The 21,309-nt window shown below is 59.2% G+C and carries 26 protein-coding genes; all 26 read left to right on the top strand.

Features of this window, described 5'->3' with window-relative positions; all coding sequences use genetic code 11:
* The first annotated feature begins 2 nt into the window (after window positions 1-2).
* The 26 genes from HW452_RS16715 to HW452_RS16595 all read left to right on the top strand — a co-directional run bounded on the left by HW452_RS16715 (window position 3) and on the right by HW452_RS16595 (window position 20,016).
* Window positions 3-257 carry a hypothetical protein gene (locus tag HW452_RS16715; protein ID WP_224107232.1) on the top strand — a complete coding sequence of 85 codons (255 nt, stop codon included), beginning with the start codon at window positions 3-5 and terminating at the stop codon, window positions 255-257.
* Window positions 257-619, top strand: a complete 363-nt coding sequence (locus HW452_RS16710; RefSeq protein WP_224107231.1) for an HNH endonuclease — start codon at window positions 257-259, stop codon at window positions 617-619. The genes HW452_RS16715 and HW452_RS16710 overlap by 1 nt, the downstream gene beginning before the upstream one ends.
* 105 nt (window positions 620-724) lie before the next feature.
* Window positions 725-1,189: a phage terminase small subunit P27 family gene (locus tag HW452_RS16705; RefSeq protein ID WP_224107230.1), complete on the top strand. Its 465-nt coding sequence runs from the start codon at window positions 725-727 to the stop codon at window positions 1,187-1,189.
* Window positions 1,190-1,192: 3 nt separating this feature from the next.
* A complete protein-coding gene (locus HW452_RS16700; RefSeq protein WP_224107229.1) occupies window positions 1,193-2,914 on the top strand; it encodes a terminase large subunit in 1,722 nt (573 codons plus the stop codon).
* On the top strand, window positions 2,914-4,191 hold the full coding sequence (locus HW452_RS16695; protein WP_224107228.1) for a phage portal protein: 1,278 nt from the start codon (window positions 2,914-2,916) through the stop codon (window positions 4,189-4,191). Before HW452_RS16700 ends, HW452_RS16695 begins: the two co-directional genes overlap by 1 nt.
* Before the next feature lie 17 nt (window positions 4,192-4,208).
* On the top strand, window positions 4,209-5,090 hold the full coding sequence (locus HW452_RS16690) for a head maturation protease, ClpP-related (protein WP_224107227.1): 882 nt from the start codon (window positions 4,209-4,211) through the stop codon (window positions 5,088-5,090).
* Entirely contained in the window at window positions 5,083-6,321 is a 1,239-nt protein-coding gene (locus tag HW452_RS16685; protein WP_224107226.1) for a phage major capsid protein, read from the top strand. The genes HW452_RS16690 and HW452_RS16685 overlap by 8 nt, the downstream gene beginning before the upstream one ends.
* A gap of 57 nt (window positions 6,322-6,378) precedes the next feature.
* Entirely contained in the window at window positions 6,379-6,570 is a 192-nt protein-coding gene (locus HW452_RS16680) for a hypothetical protein (protein WP_224107225.1), read from the top strand.
* Window positions 6,571-6,591: 21 nt separating this feature from the next.
* Window positions 6,592-6,900 (top strand): head-tail connector protein, encoded by a 309-nt coding sequence (locus HW452_RS16675; RefSeq protein ID WP_224107224.1) that lies wholly within the window; start codon window positions 6,592-6,594, stop codon window positions 6,898-6,900.
* Window positions 6,897-7,241 (top strand): phage head closure protein, encoded by a 345-nt coding sequence (locus HW452_RS16670; RefSeq protein ID WP_224107223.1) that lies wholly within the window; start codon window positions 6,897-6,899, stop codon window positions 7,239-7,241. Before HW452_RS16675 ends, HW452_RS16670 begins: the two co-directional genes overlap by 4 nt.
* 197 nt (window positions 7,242-7,438) lie before the next feature.
* Window positions 7,439-8,002, top strand: coding sequence for an HK97-gp10 family putative phage morphogenesis protein (locus HW452_RS16665; protein WP_224107222.1), 564 nt, complete (start codon window positions 7,439-7,441; stop codon window positions 8,000-8,002).
* A 3-nt stretch (window positions 8,003-8,005) separates the two neighbouring features.
* On the top strand, window positions 8,006-8,371 hold the full coding sequence (gene gp17 / locus HW452_RS16660) for a tail completion protein gp17 (RefSeq protein WP_224107221.1): 366 nt from the start codon (window positions 8,006-8,008) through the stop codon (window positions 8,369-8,371).
* 11 nt (window positions 8,372-8,382) lie between these two features.
* Window positions 8,383-8,889 carry a phage tail tube protein gene (locus tag HW452_RS16655; protein ID WP_224107220.1) on the top strand — a complete coding sequence of 169 codons (507 nt, stop codon included), beginning with the start codon at window positions 8,383-8,385 and terminating at the stop codon, window positions 8,887-8,889.
* A gap of 2 nt (window positions 8,890-8,891) precedes the next feature.
* A complete protein-coding gene (locus tag HW452_RS16650; protein WP_224107219.1) occupies window positions 8,892-9,347 on the top strand; it encodes a phage tail assembly chaperone family protein, TAC in 456 nt (151 codons plus the stop codon).
* A gap of 32 nt (window positions 9,348-9,379) precedes the next feature.
* Window positions 9,380-9,544: a hypothetical protein gene (locus HW452_RS17765; RefSeq protein WP_425348120.1), complete on the top strand. Its 165-nt coding sequence runs from the start codon at window positions 9,380-9,382 to the stop codon at window positions 9,542-9,544.
* A gap of 132 nt (window positions 9,545-9,676) precedes the next feature.
* Entirely contained in the window at window positions 9,677-10,285 is a 609-nt protein-coding gene (locus HW452_RS16645; protein WP_224107218.1) for a hypothetical protein, read from the top strand.
* Between the two features lie 60 nt (window positions 10,286-10,345).
* The gene (locus HW452_RS16640) at window positions 10,346-12,931 is read left to right on the top strand and encodes a hypothetical protein (protein WP_224107217.1); all 2,586 of its coding nucleotides are present in this window, start codon (window positions 10,346-10,348) and stop codon (window positions 12,929-12,931) included.
* A complete protein-coding gene (locus HW452_RS16635; protein ID WP_224107216.1) occupies window positions 12,932-13,513 on the top strand; it encodes a hypothetical protein in 582 nt (193 codons plus the stop codon).
* Window positions 13,513-14,106 (top strand): hypothetical protein, encoded by a 594-nt coding sequence (locus HW452_RS16630; RefSeq protein ID WP_224107215.1) that lies wholly within the window; start codon window positions 13,513-13,515, stop codon window positions 14,104-14,106. Before HW452_RS16635 ends, HW452_RS16630 begins: the two co-directional genes overlap by 1 nt.
* A 3-nt stretch (window positions 14,107-14,109) precedes the next feature.
* Window positions 14,110-14,514: a DUF6950 family protein gene (locus HW452_RS16625; RefSeq protein WP_224107214.1), complete on the top strand. Its 405-nt coding sequence runs from the start codon at window positions 14,110-14,112 to the stop codon at window positions 14,512-14,514.
* Complete coding sequence (locus HW452_RS16620; protein ID WP_224107213.1) at window positions 14,507-17,359, top strand: phage tail tip protein J-related protein; 2,853 nt, start codon at window positions 14,507-14,509, stop codon at window positions 17,357-17,359. Before HW452_RS16625 ends, HW452_RS16620 begins: the two co-directional genes overlap by 8 nt.
* Window positions 17,359-17,658 (top strand): hypothetical protein, encoded by a 300-nt coding sequence (locus HW452_RS16615; RefSeq protein WP_224107212.1) that lies wholly within the window; start codon window positions 17,359-17,361, stop codon window positions 17,656-17,658. Before HW452_RS16620 ends, HW452_RS16615 begins: the two co-directional genes overlap by 1 nt.
* Window positions 17,659-17,696: 38 nt before the next feature.
* Window positions 17,697-18,326 (top strand): hypothetical protein, encoded by a 630-nt coding sequence (locus HW452_RS16610; RefSeq protein WP_224107211.1) that lies wholly within the window; start codon window positions 17,697-17,699, stop codon window positions 18,324-18,326.
* 8 nt (window positions 18,327-18,334) lie between these two features.
* Window positions 18,335-19,216: a hypothetical protein gene (locus HW452_RS16605; RefSeq protein WP_224107210.1), complete on the top strand. Its 882-nt coding sequence runs from the start codon at window positions 18,335-18,337 to the stop codon at window positions 19,214-19,216.
* 12 nt (window positions 19,217-19,228) lie between these two features.
* Window positions 19,229-19,636, top strand: coding sequence for a hypothetical protein (locus tag HW452_RS16600; RefSeq protein ID WP_224107209.1), 408 nt, complete (start codon window positions 19,229-19,231; stop codon window positions 19,634-19,636).
* Window positions 19,633-20,016, top strand: a complete 384-nt coding sequence (locus tag HW452_RS16595) for a DUF4376 domain-containing protein (RefSeq protein ID WP_224107208.1) — start codon at window positions 19,633-19,635, stop codon at window positions 20,014-20,016. Before HW452_RS16600 ends, HW452_RS16595 begins: the two co-directional genes overlap by 4 nt.
* The last annotated feature ends 1,293 nt before the right edge of the window (window positions 20,017-21,309 follow it).

Raw genomic sequence — 21,309 nt, 5'->3', positions numbered from 1 at the left:
GCATGAGCATCAAGAGTATCAGCATCAGGAAAGACTTCGCGGACGTTTCATCCTCTGTCGGCGAGCCTGTAGAAGAGGTTGTCACCAGGCTAAGCGTTGTAGGTTTCGTAGAGCTAGGTCAACCCTTTGGTGAGATCCAACTGTCAGTTGAGATCGACGAATACAGAGAGATGACGGTTGGCCAGGCCGAGGCCTTGATTGCAGAGGAGCTGAAGTCTCAGGTCAAAGCGCTGGCAGATCGAGTAGGCGTTATTTGATGCCGGCACGCACACCAACCCCATGCCGCGACAAGCTTTGCCGCCGGACTACACGTCATGCCCACGGCTACTGCGACGAGCACGCAGACCAGGCCAAGGCATGGACGCGCGGCCGCGCAGGCCGTGGACGTGGTGGTCGTGCCTGGCGCCGCATCCGTGATGCAGTAGCTGAACGCGACCGCTACTTGTGCCAGGAGTGCAAACGGCAGGGTAAAGCCACGCCGTTTGAGTCTGTTGACCACATCGTCCCAGAGGCCGAGGGCGGCGCTACAACGAGCGCGAACCTTGAGGCGCTGTGCGGGCCGTGCCACGCGGCGAAGACGCAGGCCGAGGCGCTGCGGGCGCGCCAGCGCGGCGGCTGACACCCCGGGGGCGGGGTGAATCTCTACAGTCCTCGAGCGCGGACACCGCACCCTCAAGTCGATTTTTTTACGTGAGAAATAACGAAAATTTTCTGGGAGGCCAGGATGGGGAATGAAGCGCCCGTCCGGGCCTCGGGCGGAGGCCGAAAACGCAAGACGTCGCTGACGCACAAGAGCTCGATCACACGCATCGCGCCACCCCCTGAGCTGATCGATGAGAACGCGGTTCGGCTGTGGAAATCTCAAAGCAAGGTGCTGATCGAGCGCGGCACGTTCGAGCCCGAAGACGCGCCACTGCTGCTGGCATACTGCAACAGCTTCTCGTACATGATCACCGCCGATCTCAAAATAACCGACTGGGCGGCACGCGACGGTGGAATGGTGGTGGCCACTAGCGACGGCAGCATCAAGAAAAGCCCCTACGTCGCTGCCCGAAATGATGCCATCGCCCAGCTCTCGCGCCTGGGTTCACTGTTGGGGCTCGATCCGCTGACCCGGCTGCGCATGATGGGCGCCGGTAGTAGTGGGGAAGATCAGCCCAACGAGGACGACGACTTTAGCGAGTTCTGACACATGGCCGCATACCCCAACGTCAACGCGGCGCAGAAGTACGCGCGTGACGTAGTAGGCGGCCGGATACCGGCGTGCATTTACGTCAAGCAAGCCTGCGCCAGGCATCTGAACGATGTGAAAGCCAGCAAGGCAAAGAGCTACCCGTACCGGTTCGACCGCGACCTGGCCGAACGCGTGTGCCGCTTTATCCAGAAGATGCCCCACACTAAAGACCGCTGGGCCCGGCAGAAACAGCGCCTGGTGCTTGAGCCGTGGCAGCTGTTTTTGTTCTCGATGATCTTCGGCTGGGTGCGCAAGAAGGACAAAACGCGGCGGTATCGCGAGGCGTACATCGAAGTGCCCCGCAAGAACGGCAAGTCGATCATCGCCGCGGCGTCCGGGCTTTACGCTTTCTGCGCCGATAAGGAATACGGCGCCGAGGTCTACTGTGGCGCGACCAGCGAGAAGCAAGCGTGGGAGGTGTTCAAGCCCGCGCTGGCGATGGCCAAGAAGCTGCCGGGTCTGCGCAAGCGCTTCGGTGTGGTGGTCTGGGCCAAGAAGCTGGAGCGCGCCGACGGCAGCAAATTCGAGCCGGTCATCGGCGACCCCGGAGACGGCTCGAGTCCATCGCTGGCGATCATCGACGAGTACCACGAGCACCAGGATTCGAACCTGTACGACACGATGATCTCCGGCATGGGGGCGCGCCTGCAACCACTGGTGCTGGCGATTACCACCGCCGGATTCGATATAGCGGGGCCGTGCTACTCGCACCGCGAACGCTGCATCGAAATGCTGGACGGCACGCAGCAGGATGACGAGCTGTTCGCGCTGATCTACACCATCGACCCCGATGACGACTGGACGAGCGAAGAGGCGATCCGCAAGGCGAACCCAAACGCCGATGTGTCGGTGAGTATGGACTGGCTCAAGAGCCAGATCGCCACCGCCGTGGCCCGGGCGCGCACCGCCAACCGGATCAAGACGAAACATTTGAACGTCTGGGTCTCCGCCAAAGAGGGATTTTTCAACCTCGAGGCCTGGCGCAAATGCGCCGACCCGTCGCTCACGCTCGAGCAGTTCCGCGGCGTTGATTGCTTTTACGGGTTCGACCTTGCGCGAAAACTCGACCTCACCGGCATGGTCCGCGTGTTCACCAAACAGATCGATGGCAAGACGCACTACTACTGCGTGGCGCCCACGTTCTGGGTGCCCGAGGACACGGTGTTCAGCAATGACGACCGCCGTACCGCCGAGCGCTACCAGGGCTGGGTCGAAGACAGGCACCTCGAAAGCACCGACGGTGCCGAGATCGACTACCGGGAAGTGCTGGCGCAGGCCGTCGAGGCGCACGAAGCGGCGCCGGCGAGTGAGTCCGGCATCGACCCGCACGGCGCGGCGAACCTGTCACACCAGCTCGACGATGCTGGCCTGAACCCGGTCACCGTTCAGCAAAGCTACTCGCACATGTCCGACCCCATGAAAGAGCTGGAAGCCGCGATATTAACGGGCCGCTTCCACCACGATGACCACCCGATCATGACCTGGTGCGTCGGCAATGTGGTCGGCAAATACCTGCCCGGCAATGACGACGTGGTACGCCCCATCAAGCAGGGCTCGCACAACAAAATCGACGGCGCCGTGGCCCTGATCATGGCGATCGGCCGGGCCATGAACGCGGCCCAAACAACCCCCGAAGACCTTTCCGGCTTCGTGGACAACCCGATTATGGTGGGCATCTGATGTCAAAAGAGAAACCCGGCCGGGTCAAGTCGGCGTTGCTGAACTGGCTCGGCGTTCCGATCAGCCTGACCACCGGTGAGTTCTGGGCCGAGTGGCAAGGCCAGTCGTCCACCGGCAAGAACGTGACGGTGAATAGCGCCATGCAGCTCTCCGCCGCCTGGGCGTGCGTGAAGCTGTTGTCGCAGACGATCTCCACGCTGCCTATCAAGCTGTACGAGCGACAGGATGACGGATCCCGCGTGGCGGCGACGAATCATCCCATGTACCGAATGATCAGCCGACGCCCCAATGCCGAGATGACCACCGCCCGCTTCATGCTGATGGTGGTGGCCAGTATCTGCCTATGGGGTAATGCGTTCGTCGAAAAGCGCCGCGTCGGTGGCCGGGTGGTGGCGCTGAATCCGCTGCTGCCCCAGAACATGGTGGTCAGCCGCGACGAAAACGGCCGCCTGAAATATCAATACACCGAGAACGGTTTGCCGCGAGACATCGCCGAAAAGGATGTGATGCACATCCGCGGCTTCGGCCTCGATGGCGTATGCGGCATGATGCCGGTCAAGCAGGGCCGCGACATTCTGGGCGGCGCCATGTCGGCAGACGAAGCGGCGTATAAGGTTTTCGCCCAGGGCATGCAGGCGTCCGGCATTTTGAGCTCGGACAACAACCTCACCAGCGACCAGCGCGAGTCGCTGCGCAAGAATATCGAGCGGTTCATGGGCTCGAAAAACGCCGGCAAGGTCATGGTGGCCGAAGCGGGCATGAAGTACCAAAGCATCACCATGAACCCCGAAGCCGCGCAGATGCTCGAGACGCGCGCGTTCAGCATCGAGGAAATCTGCCGCTGGTTCGGCGTTCCGCCGTTCATGGTAGGGCACATGGACAAGCAGTCGTCCTGGGCCTCTAGCGTCGAGGGCATGAACCTCCAGTTTCTGACCAACACGCTACGCCCCATCCTGGAGAACATCGAGCAGGAGATTGACCGCTGTCTGCTGGATGACGACGAGCGCTATTACGTCGAGTTTAACGTTGAAGGCCTATTGCGGGCTGACAGTGCAGGCCGTGCCGCTTACCTCTCCACGATGACCCAGAACGGATTAATGAGCCGCAACGAAGGCCGGCGCCTGGAGAACCTTTCCCGGGTCGAAGGCGGCGACGAGCTCACCGTTCAATCCAACCTAGTGCCGTTGAGACAGTTGGGCGATGTGGCGGGCAGTGCCAGCCAGCGCGCCCTCGCCGCGTTCAAAAGCTGGATGCGCGAAGACGAACCCACCGATTAACCTTCGGAGCTACCCTGATGACCCTTAAAAATCTTCCGGCTGCCCCGGAGGCTCGCCCGCACGCGGGCATGTACTGCGATATTTCACCCCGAGCCCTAGACCGCTGGAACCCCGGCTTATACGCCGTGGATGAAGACGCCGAGAACACCATCACCATTTACGACCCCATCGGGTATGACTACTTCGGTGACGGCGTGACGGCCAAGCGTATTGCCGCCGCGTTGCGCTCGATCGGCAGCGGTGATGTGTTCGTCAACATCAACAGCCCCGGCGGTGACGTATTCGAAGGACTGGCGATCTACAACATCCTGCGCGAGCACAAGGGCAAGGTCACCGTCCGCGTGATGGGCCTGGCCGCCAGCGCCGCCAGCTTCATTGCCATGGCGGGCGACGAGATACAGATTGGCCGCGCCGCGTTCTTCATGATTCACAACGCTTGGGTGATGGCCGCCGGCAACCGCAACGACTTACGCGAAATTGCCGACTGGCTGGAGCCTTTCGACCAGACCATCGCCGACATCTACCAGGCCCGTACTGACATCGACATCGAGCGCATCAAGCGTGAAATGGACGAAGAGACCTGGATCGGTGGTGGTGAAGCGGTCGACGTTGGCTGGGCCGATGCAATGCTGCCATCTGACACCGTTCAAGAATCCGCCAACGCCCAGACCAGCGCCAAGCTTGCCGCCCGCAAGATGGACGTTGCCATGGCCAAGGCAGGCGTGCCGCGCAGCGAGCGCCGCGCCCTCATGCAGTCTTTTAAATCCGACATGCCCGGCGCTGTCGACCCCGGTACGCCCAGCGCTACCGACCAAGAGGCCGACACGGCCACCGCGTATGCCGCTTTTAAACAAGCGGTCGCATCTTTCCAAGTGAACACCGGAGACAACCATGTCTGATAAAACGAACGCGCAGCTTCTGGCGGAGGCCACAAAAGCGCTGAACGACGTCAAGGGCCAACTGGACAAGAAGGCCGAAGACGCGCTGCAAGAGGCCAAGAACAGCGGTCAGCTGTCCGCCGAAACCAAAGAAGCGGTTGACCGCCTGCTGACCACGCAAAACGGCCTGCAGGAGTCCGTCAATACCCTGAAGGCTGCCCTGGGCGAGCTCGAGCAGGAATACGCCCGCATGCCCACCCACAATGCACAGCGAACCGCGCAAACCGCCGGTAGCTTGGTGGCCGAGTCCGATCTGCTGAAGGCTTTTGCTCATAGCGTCGAAGGCGGCAAGCGCGTCAACGTCAGCATCCCGCGCGCCGCACTGACCAGCGCCGACGTCGCCGAAGGCGTGGTCGAACCGCAGCGCCTGCCGGGCATCGATCAACTGCCCAAGCAGCGCCTGTTCATCCGCGACCTGATCGCTGGCGGCCGCACTACCTCGCCGGCAATCTTCTGGGTACAGCAAACCGGCTTCACCAATAATGCGGCGGTGGTGGGCGAGAACCCGGCTGGCGGTAAGCCGTACAGCGGCATTCAGTTCGGCAGCAAGATCACCCCGGTGCAGACCGTGGCGCACATGTTCAAGGCGTCAAAGCAAATCCTTGATGACTTTGCGCAGCTGCAATCGATGATCGACGCCGAGCTGCGCTACGGCCTGAAGTACGTCGAAGAGAACGAGATCCTGTTCGGCGATGGGACCGGCAACCACCTCGAAGGCATCGTGCCCCAAGCGTCTACCTTTAACCCGGCGTTCGAGGTGGAAGGGCAGACCGGCATCGATGACCTGCGCCTCGCTATGCTGCAGGCGCAGCTGGCGCGTTTCCCGGCCAGCGGCCACGTGCTGCACTTCATCGACTGGGCGCGCATCGAGCTGGCCAAGGACACCTTGGGCCGCTACATCCTCGCTAATCCGTCGGCGCTCACCGGTCCGACCCTTTGGGGGCTGCCGGTGGTTTCCACCGAAGCAAACGGCTTCCAGGGCAAGTTCCTGACCGGGGCCTTCCAGGCGGGCGCGCAGATCTTCGACCGCGAAGACGCCAACGTTGTGATCTCCACCGAAAACGCCGACGACTTCGAGAAGAACATGATCTCGATTCGCTGCGAAGAGCGGTTGGCGCTGGCGGTCAAGCGTCCCGAAGCATTTGTCTGGGGCGACTTCACTCCGCCGGCGACCCCGCCAGCTGGCGAATAAGCACGCCCTCAGGACGACCCAGAGCGCAGGGACGCGCCTTAACCTTGGAGAATCATCATGCAGGTCATTTTGAATAAGCCCATCTACATGGGCGGCACCGACGTAGGCAAGCCCGGCAGCCCCGCCACGGTCGACGAAATGCGCGGACGCGAGCTGATCAAGAAAGGCTACGCCTCCGCGCCCCAGGCCGAAGGGGAGAAGCCCCCGGCGACCCCGGCCAAGGCCTCCAAATCCACCCCGAAGAAATAACCCCCGCGCTCGGTGCTCACTATGCTCGATCTTGAAATTATCAAACAGCAGTGCCGCATCGAGCCGGACGAATCCGACGAAGATCAGCTGCTCGAAACGTACTCGAACGCCGCCCGCCGGTATGTCGAGAACTACACCGACCGGTCGCTGTTTGAGACCCCAGAAGCCGCATTGCTCAGCGGCGCAGAAAGCCCGCTGGTGCTGGACGACGACATCACTACCGCCATGCTGGTTTACATCGCCTACCGGTTTGAGGATCGCCAGGGCGAGAAGCCACTCCCGCCGGCAGTGAATGAGATTCTGTGGCCATACCGGAGGCTAGGCGTATGAGAGCCGGAAAACTCCGCCACCGCTGCACCATCGAGCGCCCAGCCGAAGTGCAAGATCCCGATACCGGCGCCATGGTGGCGGGCTGGGAAGTGGTCGGAAAAGCCTGGATGGCCATCGAGCCGCTCAGCGTGCGCGGCTTCATCGCCGCCAACGCTGCGCAGTCCGAAGTGAAGGGCCAGCTTGTGATGCGCTTCAACGCCGGCGAGCGAATGGGCGTCAATAGCACGATGCGGGTACGCAAGGGCCGGTACATCTACAACATCGAAGGCGTGTTGCCCGATAAAGACAGCGCCCGCGAGTATCTGACGCTGCCCTACAGCGAGGGGGTAAACGATGGATAGCCATATTTACAAGCCCGGCCACGGTCGCTTTAAAGTCTATGTTAACGGTCGACGGCTTTCGCGTTGCTTTTATGCAGATACGAAACGGGGCATAGCCGATGCGTATGCGACTGACAAAGATGGGCGCGTAAAGCTGCACAAATACCGCAAGCGTGCTCTTTCAAAGCGCTATCGCGGTAAGGTCGACGTAGTGCCGTATGACTGATCCCGTTGCCCTCAATGTCGAAGGCCTCGACCAGTTGCTAGCCCGCATGGACAACATCAACTACGACCTACGCAAGAAGGGCGGCCGCTTTGCCATGCGTAAAGCCGCGAACCTTATCCGTGATAAGGCCAAGGAAAACGCCAAGCAAATCGATGACCCGGTCAGTGCCGAAGACATTTCCGCGAATATCGCCGTGCGGTTCTCACCAAAGGAATTTCGTCAAACCGGTGATCTAGTATTTCGCGTGGGTGTTATGGGTGGCGCAGGGGGTAGGAGAAAGACAGAAGCATTCTCCGGACTGCCAGGTGGTGATACCCGGCACTGGCGGCATATCGAGTTTGGCCGTGATGCTATCCGTGCCCAGGGAGGTGGCATTCTGGCAAACCCTCAAGCCGGTGAATTCTTTGGGAAGGAAGTAGGCCCCGCACCGGCTCAACCCTTCATGCGCCGGTCGCTATCTGAGAGCGTCCAGGCAGCAACAGACGAATTCATCACCCAGTACAACCGCGCGCTTGACCGCGCCCTGCGCAAGCAAGCCCGGGAAGCCGGAGCCTAACCCATGCCCCCACTGTTTCGAGTTTGCGCCGCCAACGCGGGGGTCACCGCGTTGCTCGGGGTTAACCCTACGCGCCTGTTTCCGTTCGGCGGCGCCCCCGAAAACGTACCCAAGCCATACGCCGTGTACCAGGTGTTGAACGGCGTGCCCGAGAACTACCTGGCAGAGCCGCCGGACGTGGACGACTGGAGCATTCAGGTCGACATCTACGCCACCACCGTGTCGGACGTCAACGCGGTGTTGGCCGCGCTACGCCGAGCGATTGAGCCACACGCCTATATCACCCGACTGGGTGGGACCGGCACCGAGCCCAACACCCAGCTCAAAACCACCAGCTTCGACGTGAGCTGGACGCACACCACCCAGTAGAGGAAAGCCCCATGCTGACCAAAGGCACCAGCGTCTTTTTCCAAGCGCCCGGCGGCGAGATCGTCCGCGTCAAACGCCTGACCGCGTTCAATCCCGGCTCGAGCCCCAAAACGCAGATCGACCAGACCGACCTCGAAGAAACCCAAGCCATGCGCTACGAAGCCGGGCTGGCGCAACCCGGGCAAGGTAGTCTCGCGATCAATGCCGACCCCGCTGAGCCTTCCCATATTGCACTCCAGCAGATGGCCGAAGGCGGTCAAACGCCCACGTTGAAATGGTTTGTCGGCTGGAGCGACGGCCCGGTGGACGCCGAAGGCAAGCAAACAGCCGCGCCCGAAGCCTCCGGCGATACGATCACGCTACCAACAACCCGCACCTGGTACACGTTCGACGCCTACATCGCCGATTTCCCGTTCGACTTCCAGCTCAACGCCAACGTGGTCGTTGCCGGTTCACTCCAGCGCAGCGGCCGCGGCACCTGGCAGCGCAAAGCCGCCCAGCCGCCAAGTGGAGAATAAGCATGAAGCTATCCATTGAAACCCTGGCCGCCAATGGCGGCTTTGTATCCCGCAAGCCGGTAGAGAAAGGCATCAAATGGAAGCACGAAGGCCAGGAGTTCACGGCCACGGTAAACGTGCTGCCGCTTTCCTACGCCACGGCCAAAAGCGATATTCAGGCCGTGCACGCCCAGGGCGATGTGATGGCCGCCCGAATCGCCCACTGTATCGTGGGCGACGACGGCGCCCCGGTGTTCACCGTCGCAGACGTCATCGGCACCGCCGACGACGAGCGCGGCCCGCTCAGCGCCGAGCTGACCAACGAGCTGTTGCGCGTGATTTCTGACGTCAGCGGCCTGGGAAAGCGCCCGACGAGCTCGACGACGAAGAAGAAGTCTGGCACGAGCTCGTCCTCAACGGCATCGGCGGCCGGACAATCGAGGAAGCGCAAGAGCGCATCAGCAACCCCGAGTTCCTGAAGTGGTTGGCATTCCGGAAAAAGCGGGGCAGCATGCACTCCGGCATGCGTATTGAGCAAGCGGCGGCCCAGATCGTTTGCCAGCAAGCCAACATGAACAGGAGTAAAGGCACACCGCCTTGGAAAATGCATGAGTTCATGCCTCACACTGACAAACCCGAACTGACCATGGAACAAGCCATGGAGGCTTGGGGATAGCCCTGAAGCATGCGCCGCTGAGAGCGAGCAGCTCGCACCAAAGTCCTAGCGGAACTTAGCCAAGTGCGGTACGTTCCTTGCTGAGGTAGCTCAACGGGTAATTTGTACCGCAAATAAAAGGGGTGGTAGAAAGTGATTAAAAAAATAGCGCTTGGTTTAGTGGCCGGTTCGCTTTTATCTGGATGTGCATCTCAACAAACGGCGATGGACTTCTCACGATTTGGCGATGTGCAATTAGGCCAGTGGGGTGGGGGAGTGAATGCCCAGGCGGTAAAATCCGTTGCCTTTGCACATCCATCGGCCGGCGATGTTGACCAAGATAAGCTAGCAGCATGCGTGGCTGAGAATGTTACCAACAGAGGTGTTACGTTAAGTGATACTGCTGGAAGTCATTTTGGTACATATACCGGCAACTACTACCAACAAAGCAATCAGCACTCAGTTGGCGGTGGCAGCGTGATTGTGCGGGAAGGAAGCGGGAATATCGTTGCGGAGGGTATTACTGAGTACTCAGCCTCAGCTCTCGTTAAGCGCGCTGTTCGCTTTACCATGACAGCGCAATTGGGCGAAAGCGGAAACGTTTATCGCTTTTCTAACCTTGAGCAGGCACAGCTTAACTCTGGAGCAGTAGCGAATTCTGGTTTTGACAAGATCGGAGCGTGGCAAGGCGCTAATCCAGATCTAGCGCTTGTCTCTCTGGAGCAGCTTTCTTCGAATATTGATAACTGCATAAAGCGTTAGCGTCTAACCTCGACTCGAATAAACCCGCCCTGGCGGGTTTTTTTACGCCTGGAGAAAAGTATGTCGGTTCGCTCGCTCGGTAGCTTGACGCTGGATATGGTGCTGAAGACCGGCAACTTTACGGGCCCCATGGATAAGGCCCAGCGAGATACGCAGCGCAAGATGCGTCAAATGGAGAAGGATGCCAAGATGGCGGCCGCGGGCATCGCGGCCATTGCAGCCGGTGCAGCGGCAGGCGCTGCCGGGCTTTATGCCTATGCCAAATCCAATATGGATACCATCGACGCCAACGCAAAGCTGGCCCGTTCGCTGGGTGGCACTATTGACGGCTTAAGGGCCGTGAACATGGCTGCATCAGACTCTGGTCTGGATGGTATGGAGGCGTCGCTAAACCGCATGAACCGCCGCCTGGGCGCCGTTGAAATGAATGGCGGGCCCGCGCTGAAAACGGTAGAGCGGTTAAAGCTAAACCTTCAAGAAATGAAGGGCATGGACGTAGACCAGCAGTTGGCCTACGTAGCTGACCGCATCCGTGACTCCGGTGTTTCTGCGCAAGAGGCCGCCCGACACCTCCAGCAGTTGGGCTTCGAGCAGCGCGGCGCAACCGAGCTATTCCTAAAGGGTGGCGATGCAATCCGTAATGCTCGTCAGGAGATCGAGGATTACGGGCTTTCTGTATCAATGGTGGATGCCGCCGCTATCGAAGACGCCAACGACGCCATCGCGCGTATGGGGCTATCGTCCGAAGCGTTGGGTAATGCGGTGGCCGTCCGTTTGGCGCCTTCGCTGCACGCCATGGCGGATTCGGTCAACGATGTGACCAAAGCGTTTCACGCAGGGGATTACGATCTACAGCTCGAAGTGATGAAAGGTATCGCGGTAGGCGTGGCGGGAGCCGCTGGCGCCTACGTAACCTACCGTGTAGCCGTCAACGCCGCCACCATTGCGCAGTGGGCGTTCAATGCCGCCATCCGCGTCAATCCCCTGGGGGCGTTGGTAACGGTGGCGGGGGCAGCCGTGGGCGCTATCTACACGTTCCGCGAAGAGCTGGGGCTAGTGTCGCCCAAGATACAGTCGGCAACGGACCGCGTAGACGACATGACCAGCGCCCTGGATGCCAACTCACAAGCGGCGCTGAAGAACGCCAAGGCTATGCTTGAGGCAGAGCGCCAGTTTCAGCAGTTCCGCCAGACAACACTGGCCATGGCTGTTTCCAATCAGCGTGAAATAGTGGCTGAAGAACAACGTCAGTGGAATTCTGTTGGCGGTCAGCAAGCTTTTGGAATGGGGCAGCGAAGCGAAGCGCAGCAGGCGCTGCACGATCTGCAAGTCGAGCTGATGGATACTCGCAACGCGATTGAGGCCGCTGGCGGCTCGGTTGCTGAGATCGATGCAAAGCTGGCCGAGCTGGGGAACACGACCCGTGAAACCACGCAAACTACAGAGGATCAGACCAGCGAGAGCGAGCGCGCAACAAAGGCCATAGCCAATCAAATTGCCGCGCTACAGATGCAGGCGAAAACCCTGGGTATGGCAGAAGATGAAATGGTGCTTTACAAGCTGGCGCAGGAGGGAGCTACTGATGCGCAGCTTGCCTCAGCCCGCGTAGCGCTCGAAACCATCTCCGCCTACGAAGCCAGCGAGAAAGCGGCCGAGGACTACCGCGCCCTTCTCGTAGAGCTACGCACAACTGAAGAGCGTCTCACCGCCCAGGTAGCTGAACGCCTCGCCGTGCTCGATGCCGCGAATGTCGCTGGCGAGGAGTATGCTGAGGTCGCCGCCAAGATCGCTGTCGCAGGCTTTGCAGATGCCCCATCATACGGCGGCCTGGATGCCACCATTGGTGGCGCCTTCGGTGAGCTGAACAAAATCGCCGAGGCCGAGAACCAGTTGCAGGAGTGGTACGCCACACAGCTCGACATGCTGAACAACTACCGGCAGGAGCGCGCGGACCTCACCGAGCAGTGGAATGAGCAGGAGCGAGCGCTCAAGGAGAAACACGAGGCCGAGCTGGCGCGCATCGAGAAAGCTCGTCAGATTGCCCAGTTGGCCGGCGCCGAAAGCCTGTTCGGCGACATGGCCAGCATCACCAAAGCGTTCGCCGGTGAACAAAGCGGCATCTACAAGGCCATGTTCGCGGCAGAGAAAGCGTTCGCTATCGCGTCGTCAATTGTCTCCATCCAACAGGGTATCGCTGGCGCCGCAGCGCTACCGTTCCCCGCGAACATCCCCGCCATGGCCAGCGTCGCCGCGGCCACGGCTGGCATCGTGACTACGATCCAGGGCACCGGCCTGGCGGGCATGGCCCACGACGGTATCGACTCCATCCCCGAAACCGGCACTTGGTTGCTTGAAAAGGGCGAGAAGGTCACCACCGCCAGCACCAGTGCCAAGCTGGATCGCACGCTGGACGACACCAACGCCAAAATGGACGCCATGCTGGCGCGGACGGAAAGCCAGATGAACCGGCCAGGGGGTAGCGATTCAGGCTCTGGTTTCGCACCTGTCGTTCATGTTGATGCGCGGGGTTCAACCAACCCAGCGGAGACGGCGCGGCTTGTGGGTGATGCTGTCCGGCAATCGCTCAGAGAAGTGGCTCAAGATTTCAACGACAACGGCCCATTGCGGCAACAGCTAGGGGTTTAAATGATCGACTGGCCCGCACACATCAAGCCCCACCGCATGAGCTGGGGGCGGCGGTTCAATACCCGCGCGTTCACGTCGCCGCTGTCGCAGTCGCAGCAGATCACCGGTGCCCCTGGCGCGTACTGGCAATGCTCGCTCGAGTTCCCGTCGCTCAACCGCGAGAAAGAACGTGCGCTCACCACGTTCATTGGTCGCCTGCAGGGCATGGCTGGCACCTTCCGCCTGCGACCCTGGACGCGCCCGCCGGGGCCATTCGCCGGAAATGCCGTAGTGGATGGTGCCAACCAGCGCGGCGCCCAGATCGCTACCCGCAACTGGCAGGCCAGTAAGGTGGTGCTGCGTGCCGGCGACTACATCACCGTGAACAACCAGTTGCTGGAAGTATTGGACGATGTATCCAGCAACGCCCAAGGCCGCGCGGTGATACCCGTTGCGCCGTGGCTGCGCGTTTCGCCAACAAACGGGGAGGCGGTGAATTATCAACAGCCCTATGCCGTCATGCGGCTATCCGAAGACGAGCAAATGTTCGACGTCCAAGCCCTCATTGCCAGCGGCACGATCACCGCGCGGGAGGCCTTCTAATGCAGATATTCCCCTTTTCCGATGCCGTCGTGGATCTACTCGCACGGCCCACGGTGCAGATGGCCTACGCCGTAGAACTCGATTTCCGTGACGGCTGGGTGCGCGCCCATACCGGGTTCGGCCCCCTGGTGATCAACGGGCAAACGTATGAGGGTGTAGGATCGTTCGGCAACGTCACCCCGGTGCGTGAGGGGCTGAACAGTTCGTCTGCGCTGTCTGCCACGCTCACGCTGTCCGGCCTCGACCCCAGCATCATTGCCTCCGCCCTGGCCGACCGCTGCCGGGGCCGGTTCGGGCGCTTGATGATTGTGGCCTACGACGACAACAGCGACTACGCCGCCGATGTAATGATCAGCGGATTCATGGATGCCCCGACCATGAGCTACGCCGGCAGCGAGGGCGAGAACGCGATCAGCGTCACGCTGACCGACCGCTTTGTTGATTGGGAGCGCGTCGGTACCGAGCGCTGGACCGACGAGAACCAGCAAAGCCGCCACGATGGCGACCGATTCTTTTTTGCCGTTGGGCAAATGTCCGACTGGCCGATCTACTGGGGCGCCAAGCGCGACGCCCCCACGTTCACGTACAGGTAGCCCATGCGACATAGAGACTGGACCACCCAGCTACACACCGTCATCAAGGCCGCCTCCGGGCGGCCTTTTTCGTGGGGCGAGTTTGACTGCTGCCTGTTCGCCGCTGACTGCTGCGTCGCCGTGTGCGGCATCGACCCGGCGGCGCCGTACCGGGGCCGCTACACCACCGCCGTAGGCGCCAAGCGCGTGCTGCGCAATACCCACGGCTCGCTCGAAGGCGCCTGGGATGCGTGCTTTCAGCGCGTGCCGGTCAACATGCGGCAGCGCGGAGACGTTGTGCTGTTTGATTCCGATAACGGCCGCTGCGTGGGCGTGGTGTGGGCCAGTGCGATCTGGGCCGTGACAGAAGAGGGCGTGCACCGCGTGCGCGCCGAGCCATTGGCATGCTGGAGAGTCGAACATGGGTAAGGCGGTAAAAGCGGTATCCAGCGTTGTCACTGCAGCGGTCAGGCCGTTCAACAAGGTGTTCGGGCTGCTCATGCCCAAGGTGCCCAACGCCGCCGGTAGCGGCATGACCGGCAGCGAGCTCAAGCAAGTGATCCGCTCGTCAAAAGAGCCAGCGCGCTACGTGTTCGGTGAGGTAGGAACCGGCGCGCTGCTGGCCTGGGCGCAAGAAGAGCCGGGCGAGCAGGACGAAGGCGAACGCCTCTACCTGGTATACGTGCTCACCGAGGGCACTATTCACTCGCTCGACCAGATCTACGTCAACCAGGAGCCGGTGGCCACCGCTGGCGACTTGATCGAATACGAACTGGTATCAGGTGCAACCGCACCCAACCAGTACATGCTCGAGCACTCGCCGGACTGGCGCGAGACGATGATCGGCCGTGGCCTGACCTGGGTGCGCGTAACGCTCAAGTACGACCCCGAGTATTTCGCAAGCGGCATTCCGGACCTGCTGTTCGAGTACCACGGCCGCAACGACATTTACGACCCGCGCAGCACCGCCACCGGCTACAGCGACAACGCCGCGCTGGTGATTCTGTGGTACGTGCGCCACCGCCTGCGCGTGCCTGATGACGAGATCCTGTGGGACACGTTCATCGACGCCGCGAACATCTGCGACGAGGCCATCACGAACCCGGACGGCAGCCGCGAGCGCCGTTACACCGTGAGCGGCGGCTTTCGCGCCGACGAGCGCAAGGACCGCGTGCTGGCCGACCTCATGGCCGCCTGCGCCGGTTCGCTCCTGCGCGTCGGCGGCCAGATCGGCCTGCAGGTGGGCGCCTACTACGGCCCCGCCGAGTTCACCATCGACGAGAACATGGTGATCGGCACCGTCACCGGCCAGACCGAGGTCAGCCGGGCGGATGCCGTGAATACAATGCGCGGCACGTTCGTTTCCCGCGAACAGCGCTGGGTCGAAACCGATTACCCGGCAGTGAGCGTGGCCGAGTGGATCGAGGAGGACGGCGGCCCGATAGAAGACTCACTGAACCTGCGTTTCGTCTCGAGCCCGTATCAAGCGCAGCGGCTAGCGAACATCGAGCTGCGCCGCAAGCGCGCTGGCGGCCGCCTCGAGCTTGCGCTCAACTTCCGCGGCTACGCCTGCCGCCCAGGGCGCGTCGTGCGCGTGGATCTGCCTTCGCTCAACATCCAGGGCGAGTTCGCCGTGGTGGACTGGGATTTCAGCGGCGAGAACGGCTGCAAAGTGAAGTTGCGCGCCGAACAGCCCGAGATCTACGACGATGCCGTAGGCCAGCCGTTCGACGCCACGAATTTTATCCGGCTGCCTGCCGGGGGAATCGGCTCGCCCACCGGCCTGCGCTACCAGGTAGAGAGTGTGGGCGAGGTCGTCCAGGGCGTGCTGCTCTGGAACCCAGTTGACGCCGCCCTGCACTACAACGTCGTGATCAAACACGATGGCCAGTCAGTGCAGTCCGCCCAGGTTCCTGCTGGCGTCGAGCGCTGCGAAATAGGCGGCCTGGTGTCCGGAAACTACGTCGCTGAGGTTCGTGCGCGTGGTCGGCTGGGCCAGTCAGGCCCGGCGTCGGTGAATTTCACCGTACTGGCCCCCGCGACGCCTGAGCGGGTGATATTCACTCGCGGTAACCGTGAAGTAACGTTGATTCCCCAGCTCCCACCAGGCGCTTCGCTCGGCGGCGGCTACTACCGCTACTACGTCACGCAAAGCGAGGGGGCCACACAGCCGCAGGCTACGTACCTTGGCGAGGGCTTATCATTCACCCACACCGGCCTGTCCCCGGCGACGCGCTATTACTATTACGTGCAGTCAGTGAACGCGTATGGATCGTCTGCATTCCTGCGCGTGAGCGTCGAGACGACAAACGATTTTCAAGAAGAAATTGAAGCCATCAATGATGGTCTGACGCGCCCTGGCGGCGTGCTTGAGCAGTTTGATGGCAGGCTGACTGAAAACTCGGAAGCGATTCAGTCCGCCCAGAAATCCATTGCTGATCTGAAGTCGGAGCTAGAGGAACTCGACCCCGAAAAACAGGGCGCGCGCATCGATGAGCTGCAGCAAATCATCGAGCGCGAAGAGAAAATGCAGGTCATCAGGTATCTGGGTATGCGCGTTCAAACGATGAACGGGGCAGCTCAGCAAGATACTGATCGCATCGTCGAGGCGAACGACCGATTCTCTATTTCTCAGCGTGTAGAGACGCTTTCTACTGACTATCAAGGGAACAAAGCCAACGTCCGGCAGGAGTTGACCGCACTTAGCGAAGAAGACGCTGCCTTGGCTCGGAGCCTTGAATCATACCGTGTCGATGTGGGAGAGGAGTTTGCAGAGGTTAATCAGCAGCTAACGGCAGTTTACGACCCAGCGACCGGCGCTGTGGCCCGAGCCGTCACTACTGTCGAAACTGCAAATGGCAAAGCGATGATCGGCATGCAGGTTGACGGCACTACGGCTGAAATTGTCGCAGTCGCAAACACGTTCGCAGTTATGAACCCCGTTAGTGGAGAGCTGGTGACGGCATTTGTCGTGTCTGACGGCCGCGTGATCATGCCCGAGGCATTCATTGATCGTCTCGATTTCACGAAACTGCGCAGCAGCGACGGGCGGCTAGTGTTCGAAAACGGCAAATTGCGGGCGGATCTTCTGGAAGTCACCACGATGGTCTCTTCCGTAACGGCGGCGAACGGGAGGCCCGCATTCGCGTTCTGGTCGCATGGAGGATTTGAGCTCAATGCAGTGAATGGTAGCGCGCGAGTCGAGCAGAGACCCACTTTTACGCGCATGTACCAGGGCAATGTGCTGGTGGTCGAGATAGGAGAGCTCAGCTGATGGCGGTCGGCATTCGAGTGAGAAATCCAAATAACGGCCAGGTCGTTTTTGAGGTAACAGACAGCTTGACGACGATGTTGGGGCAGGCGTCTACAGGCACGGGAAACGGCAATCTAAGTGTTCCTGAGTTCTCACGCGGCCGCCCTTTCTTTATTCGATTGCCGGGTAATCCGGAGGGCTACAACGTGATTATGCCCCAAATAGTGGTTCGAAATGGGCGTATCGAATGGACGTTCAGCGGCGACGATTCGCAGACGTCACGTGTGAGCTGGTCATTCCTCTATGGGGTTTACTCATGACAATAGGCGCTCGAATCACAAACCCGGCTCGCGGGACTGTGCAGATCGACGAAAACTACTCGAATCTGTGTTTGCGCTCGTATGAGCGGTTTCAAATCAACGGCAGCGGGCAATACGTCACAATTCAGCGAACATTTACAACAACCAGCGGTGTTGTAGCGTTCTCAGAGGGCGACGTATTCGTTGGGAGCGTCACCCGGAACGGTGATCGCACAACCTACAATCTCACAGCCAAACCAGGCACGTGGGTGCGCGCCTACATATTTGACACATCAGAATACGGCGAACGCTATTACAACGATGCCATCGGCATGCGTATACGTAACCCGAATACTGGACGCGTAGTGTTCGATTCTCGGAACAAATATCTGCGGCTTGTCGACTTCATACAAGGCGATGGCACGTCCGGGCACAACCAAAACAAGCAGTACGCCGGGAAGAATCTGGCGGCAATACAAGGATCGGCGTTTGCAACCTGGTTTGTCGCTGGCTCCGGAGAATTTGGCCCATTTTTCTCTGTGAATGTGTGGGCGTCAATGCGCGCGAGCGGCGACCGATTCGTCACATCTCAGGAGCAGACGCAAATAAACGCGCCGCCGCCGGTAGGGCGCAGATCAGCGACTCAGCCTAACTGGAACTACCTCTTAATAGACACCAGCAATTTCTAGGAGTGAACGTGGCTACAGCATCAAACCAAGACCAGCTAAACGAAGTCACTGACGAGCTAGTTCGGCGCGTTCAAGACGCGCTGCTCGCGGCACTCGGCACTATCAACATCGGAGAAGAACAACGCCTTGGGCTGCTTGCAGCGATTGACAATCTAGCAGCAGCGCCAATTGGGGATTTACAAGAGCTGCTGAGACGGCTGACGCTCGCTGATGTGGCGGGGCGCTCAGTTGTCGGAGGGTCTGGCCGACTGATGGCTGAAGGCGCCTTCAGGCTTGGCGATAGCGTGGGGTCAGGAACATCTGCTATAGACGATTCTCTGCGGCCTACGGAATTCACTCGCTATCCTAGCGGAGCTAGCAGCCCGTTTGGTCGGGCGGGCATGGGTTTTCGAACTCGATATACGTCTGCAGGGAGCGCACAAGAGCTTCACATCGATGCTATATCCGGAGATTTAAGAACACGTGTTGGTGACGGAAATGGCTCGTCAATAGAATGGCAGCCTCCTACCAAATTTTACTCAGACAAGAACATTCTTGGAAGGGTTTCACAATCAGGAGGAATTCCGACTGGAGCTATTATTGAGCGAGGGCAAAATAGTGATGGTGAGTATGTTAAGTATGCAGACGGCTCAGCTGTATGTTGGCGCACTGTAGATTCTTTAACTACTGACTCTTATGTGAATTATAATTACCCTATTAATTTAGTTTTGGGCAGTGTATCTGGCAGTTTTTCTTGTAGAGTTGATGTGCTTAGTACCAATCGTAGACAATCTCTTCGGGATCATTCCTTGGGAACAGGGGGGCAATGGTCGTTAGGGTTTAAACAAGCAGAAAGTTATAATCCAGCCACGGTACCGATAGTTCTTTTGGCCCACGGTCGTTGGTATTAATTAGGGGATTTTATGAAACTTAAATTTCTAGCTAAAGGTTTCGCGCCGGTAAGTTACAATATTTCTGGTGCTGTTATCAATGGGATTGATACAAGTCTCTTTATTGAAGGCTCCCGTTTTTTTGGAGATGAATCTACAGATGAGGCAGGTATCTATAACATGGAGTGGGTTGATGGGGAACTCTGTGTGACCCTGGGGCAGATGACCAAAGCCTATCAGGTCAATGTTGGGAGCAATGGCTGGTGGGAAGGAGATTGGATTGATTCTGCGGATTATGATCCTTCGCGGTGTTATGTGGCGGCAACTAATCCTCGGGCGGTAGCTTTACTTGAAGGAGGAGTAGCGGAATATTTTCAAGATGCAGACGGCGCTTGGACAGTGCGCATAATTGAAAAAGAATTGCAGGAGTCTGAAGAATGAGTCATTCCTGGTTTATACCGAAAGAAGAAACCGAAAGACAGCACAAAGCCAGTCTGCTCTTAGAGCTTGAATCCGAACGTAAGGCCGCTGAGGCGCAAGGCGTTGAAATCGAAGGCGTGCCGTACAGTGGCGATCCGGCGAATCGGGCAGCGCTGCTTGAATCCGTACAGTTTGCGCGCGAAGCAGGCATCGAAACGTTTGCGAAATGGAAAGACTCAAGCGGCGGCTTCCATGCCGACTACCCGCTATCATGCGTGGAAAACGGTCTGCGAGTAATCGGCGACCGGCGCGGCAAACTCATTGCCAGGGAAGCTGGGTACGCCGCGCAGATCGAGTCCGGCGAACTGGCTAACGTCGAGGGGCTGGACTGGAGCGTTTAGTCTCGCTGAATGCCACCGACGCCGCCTAGAGCGGTTTTTTTTGTGCCTCTAAAACGGCAGCGCCCTGACGACCTGGCCGACCGTTGCATCGCCTCTCGTTCGCCGCCACACGCCCTCCGTCATCATATCCCGCCGGTGGATCACGAAAGCAGCGGTACCGGGCTGGCTCGGGTCACCTGGCGGCGATCCGGAATAACAGCGACCGCTGTATAGTTGCCCACGGTGGATGATGTGGTACTCGATCATGCATCGCGGCAGCATGTAGTTACCGAAGCGTCGCCAGCCTTTTCGTTCGAGCGACTTCCGCCAGAGTGTAGCTTTGTAGTCCATATTCGATGCTGTGCTGATTGTGATGATGGTCCCAGCAGCATAGCGCGTGGTCGCGTTTTGGTCGCAGACTGTGTGCGATCAATGTAACGGGTGTAAGCATAGTAAGATCGTAAGATGCTGAAATTACAGCAAAGCCTTGTGCAAGCGCGGCCCGCTGAAATTGCCGAAGCGGATTCAAAATCCGCCGTGCGAAGCACAGATAAGTGTTTGCAGGTGAGCTGTATGAAGAGGTGGGGCTAATGAAATGAGAGATGTGGCCGTAGATAGCGCATCCTGCGCGTATCTTTTAACGTCAGTGGATGTTTGCTTGCTCCCATTCATGGCCAATTTTATGGTTAAGCTCGTCACGCAAGTAACTGCGAATCGACAACAGCCTGTTTGTCACACGAAACCTGGTGTTACAAGAGTTCAAAGGTAAGTGAATAGCTCTATTCTGGTCGGGTGTCGCGAGAGAATAGCTATCGTTATAGCGATCAAAATTCACGATAAACCCTTCTGGAAACGCTGATCGAATAAGCGAATCCTTATCTTCTGCATTTATAGGCATAGCTTCCTCCTGTGGCAATTTCATGTTTGTGCATACAGCGCACGTTTCCAGCATAGGATTGCTTATGTGGAAGTCAATTTAAAAAGAGTAGGGTCGCCGCTGAGCGTGGTTGCGGTTTGGTTGCTGACTCACTGCAACCAATATAAGGAATGTAAGCATAGGAAGGCAGGAGACGTGCGGTTTAGGCGGGAGGCCGCATGGCAGGCGCGACCGTGTTTGATGCTACTTTGCACTCATAATCCCTTGAGCATGACCCCTTTCGTGGCAGACGCCAGCACTCGCAGGTACAATCAAATCCATACCGCATACCTAAATTTCCGACCTGGGTAACATCCTGGGTAACGAATGGGTAAAACAGAGGCAGCATCAATTAGAATCATAGGGTTATGAACGCTAAAGTTGTTATGCTGGATAAT

The organism is Vreelandella aquamarina (assembly GCF_020075495.1).
Classification (GTDB): domain Bacteria; phylum Pseudomonadota; class Gammaproteobacteria; order Pseudomonadales; family Halomonadaceae; genus Vreelandella; species Vreelandella aquamarina_A.
Note: the sequence above shows the minus strand (reverse complement) of the source record. Positions and strands in the feature narration are given on the sequence as shown.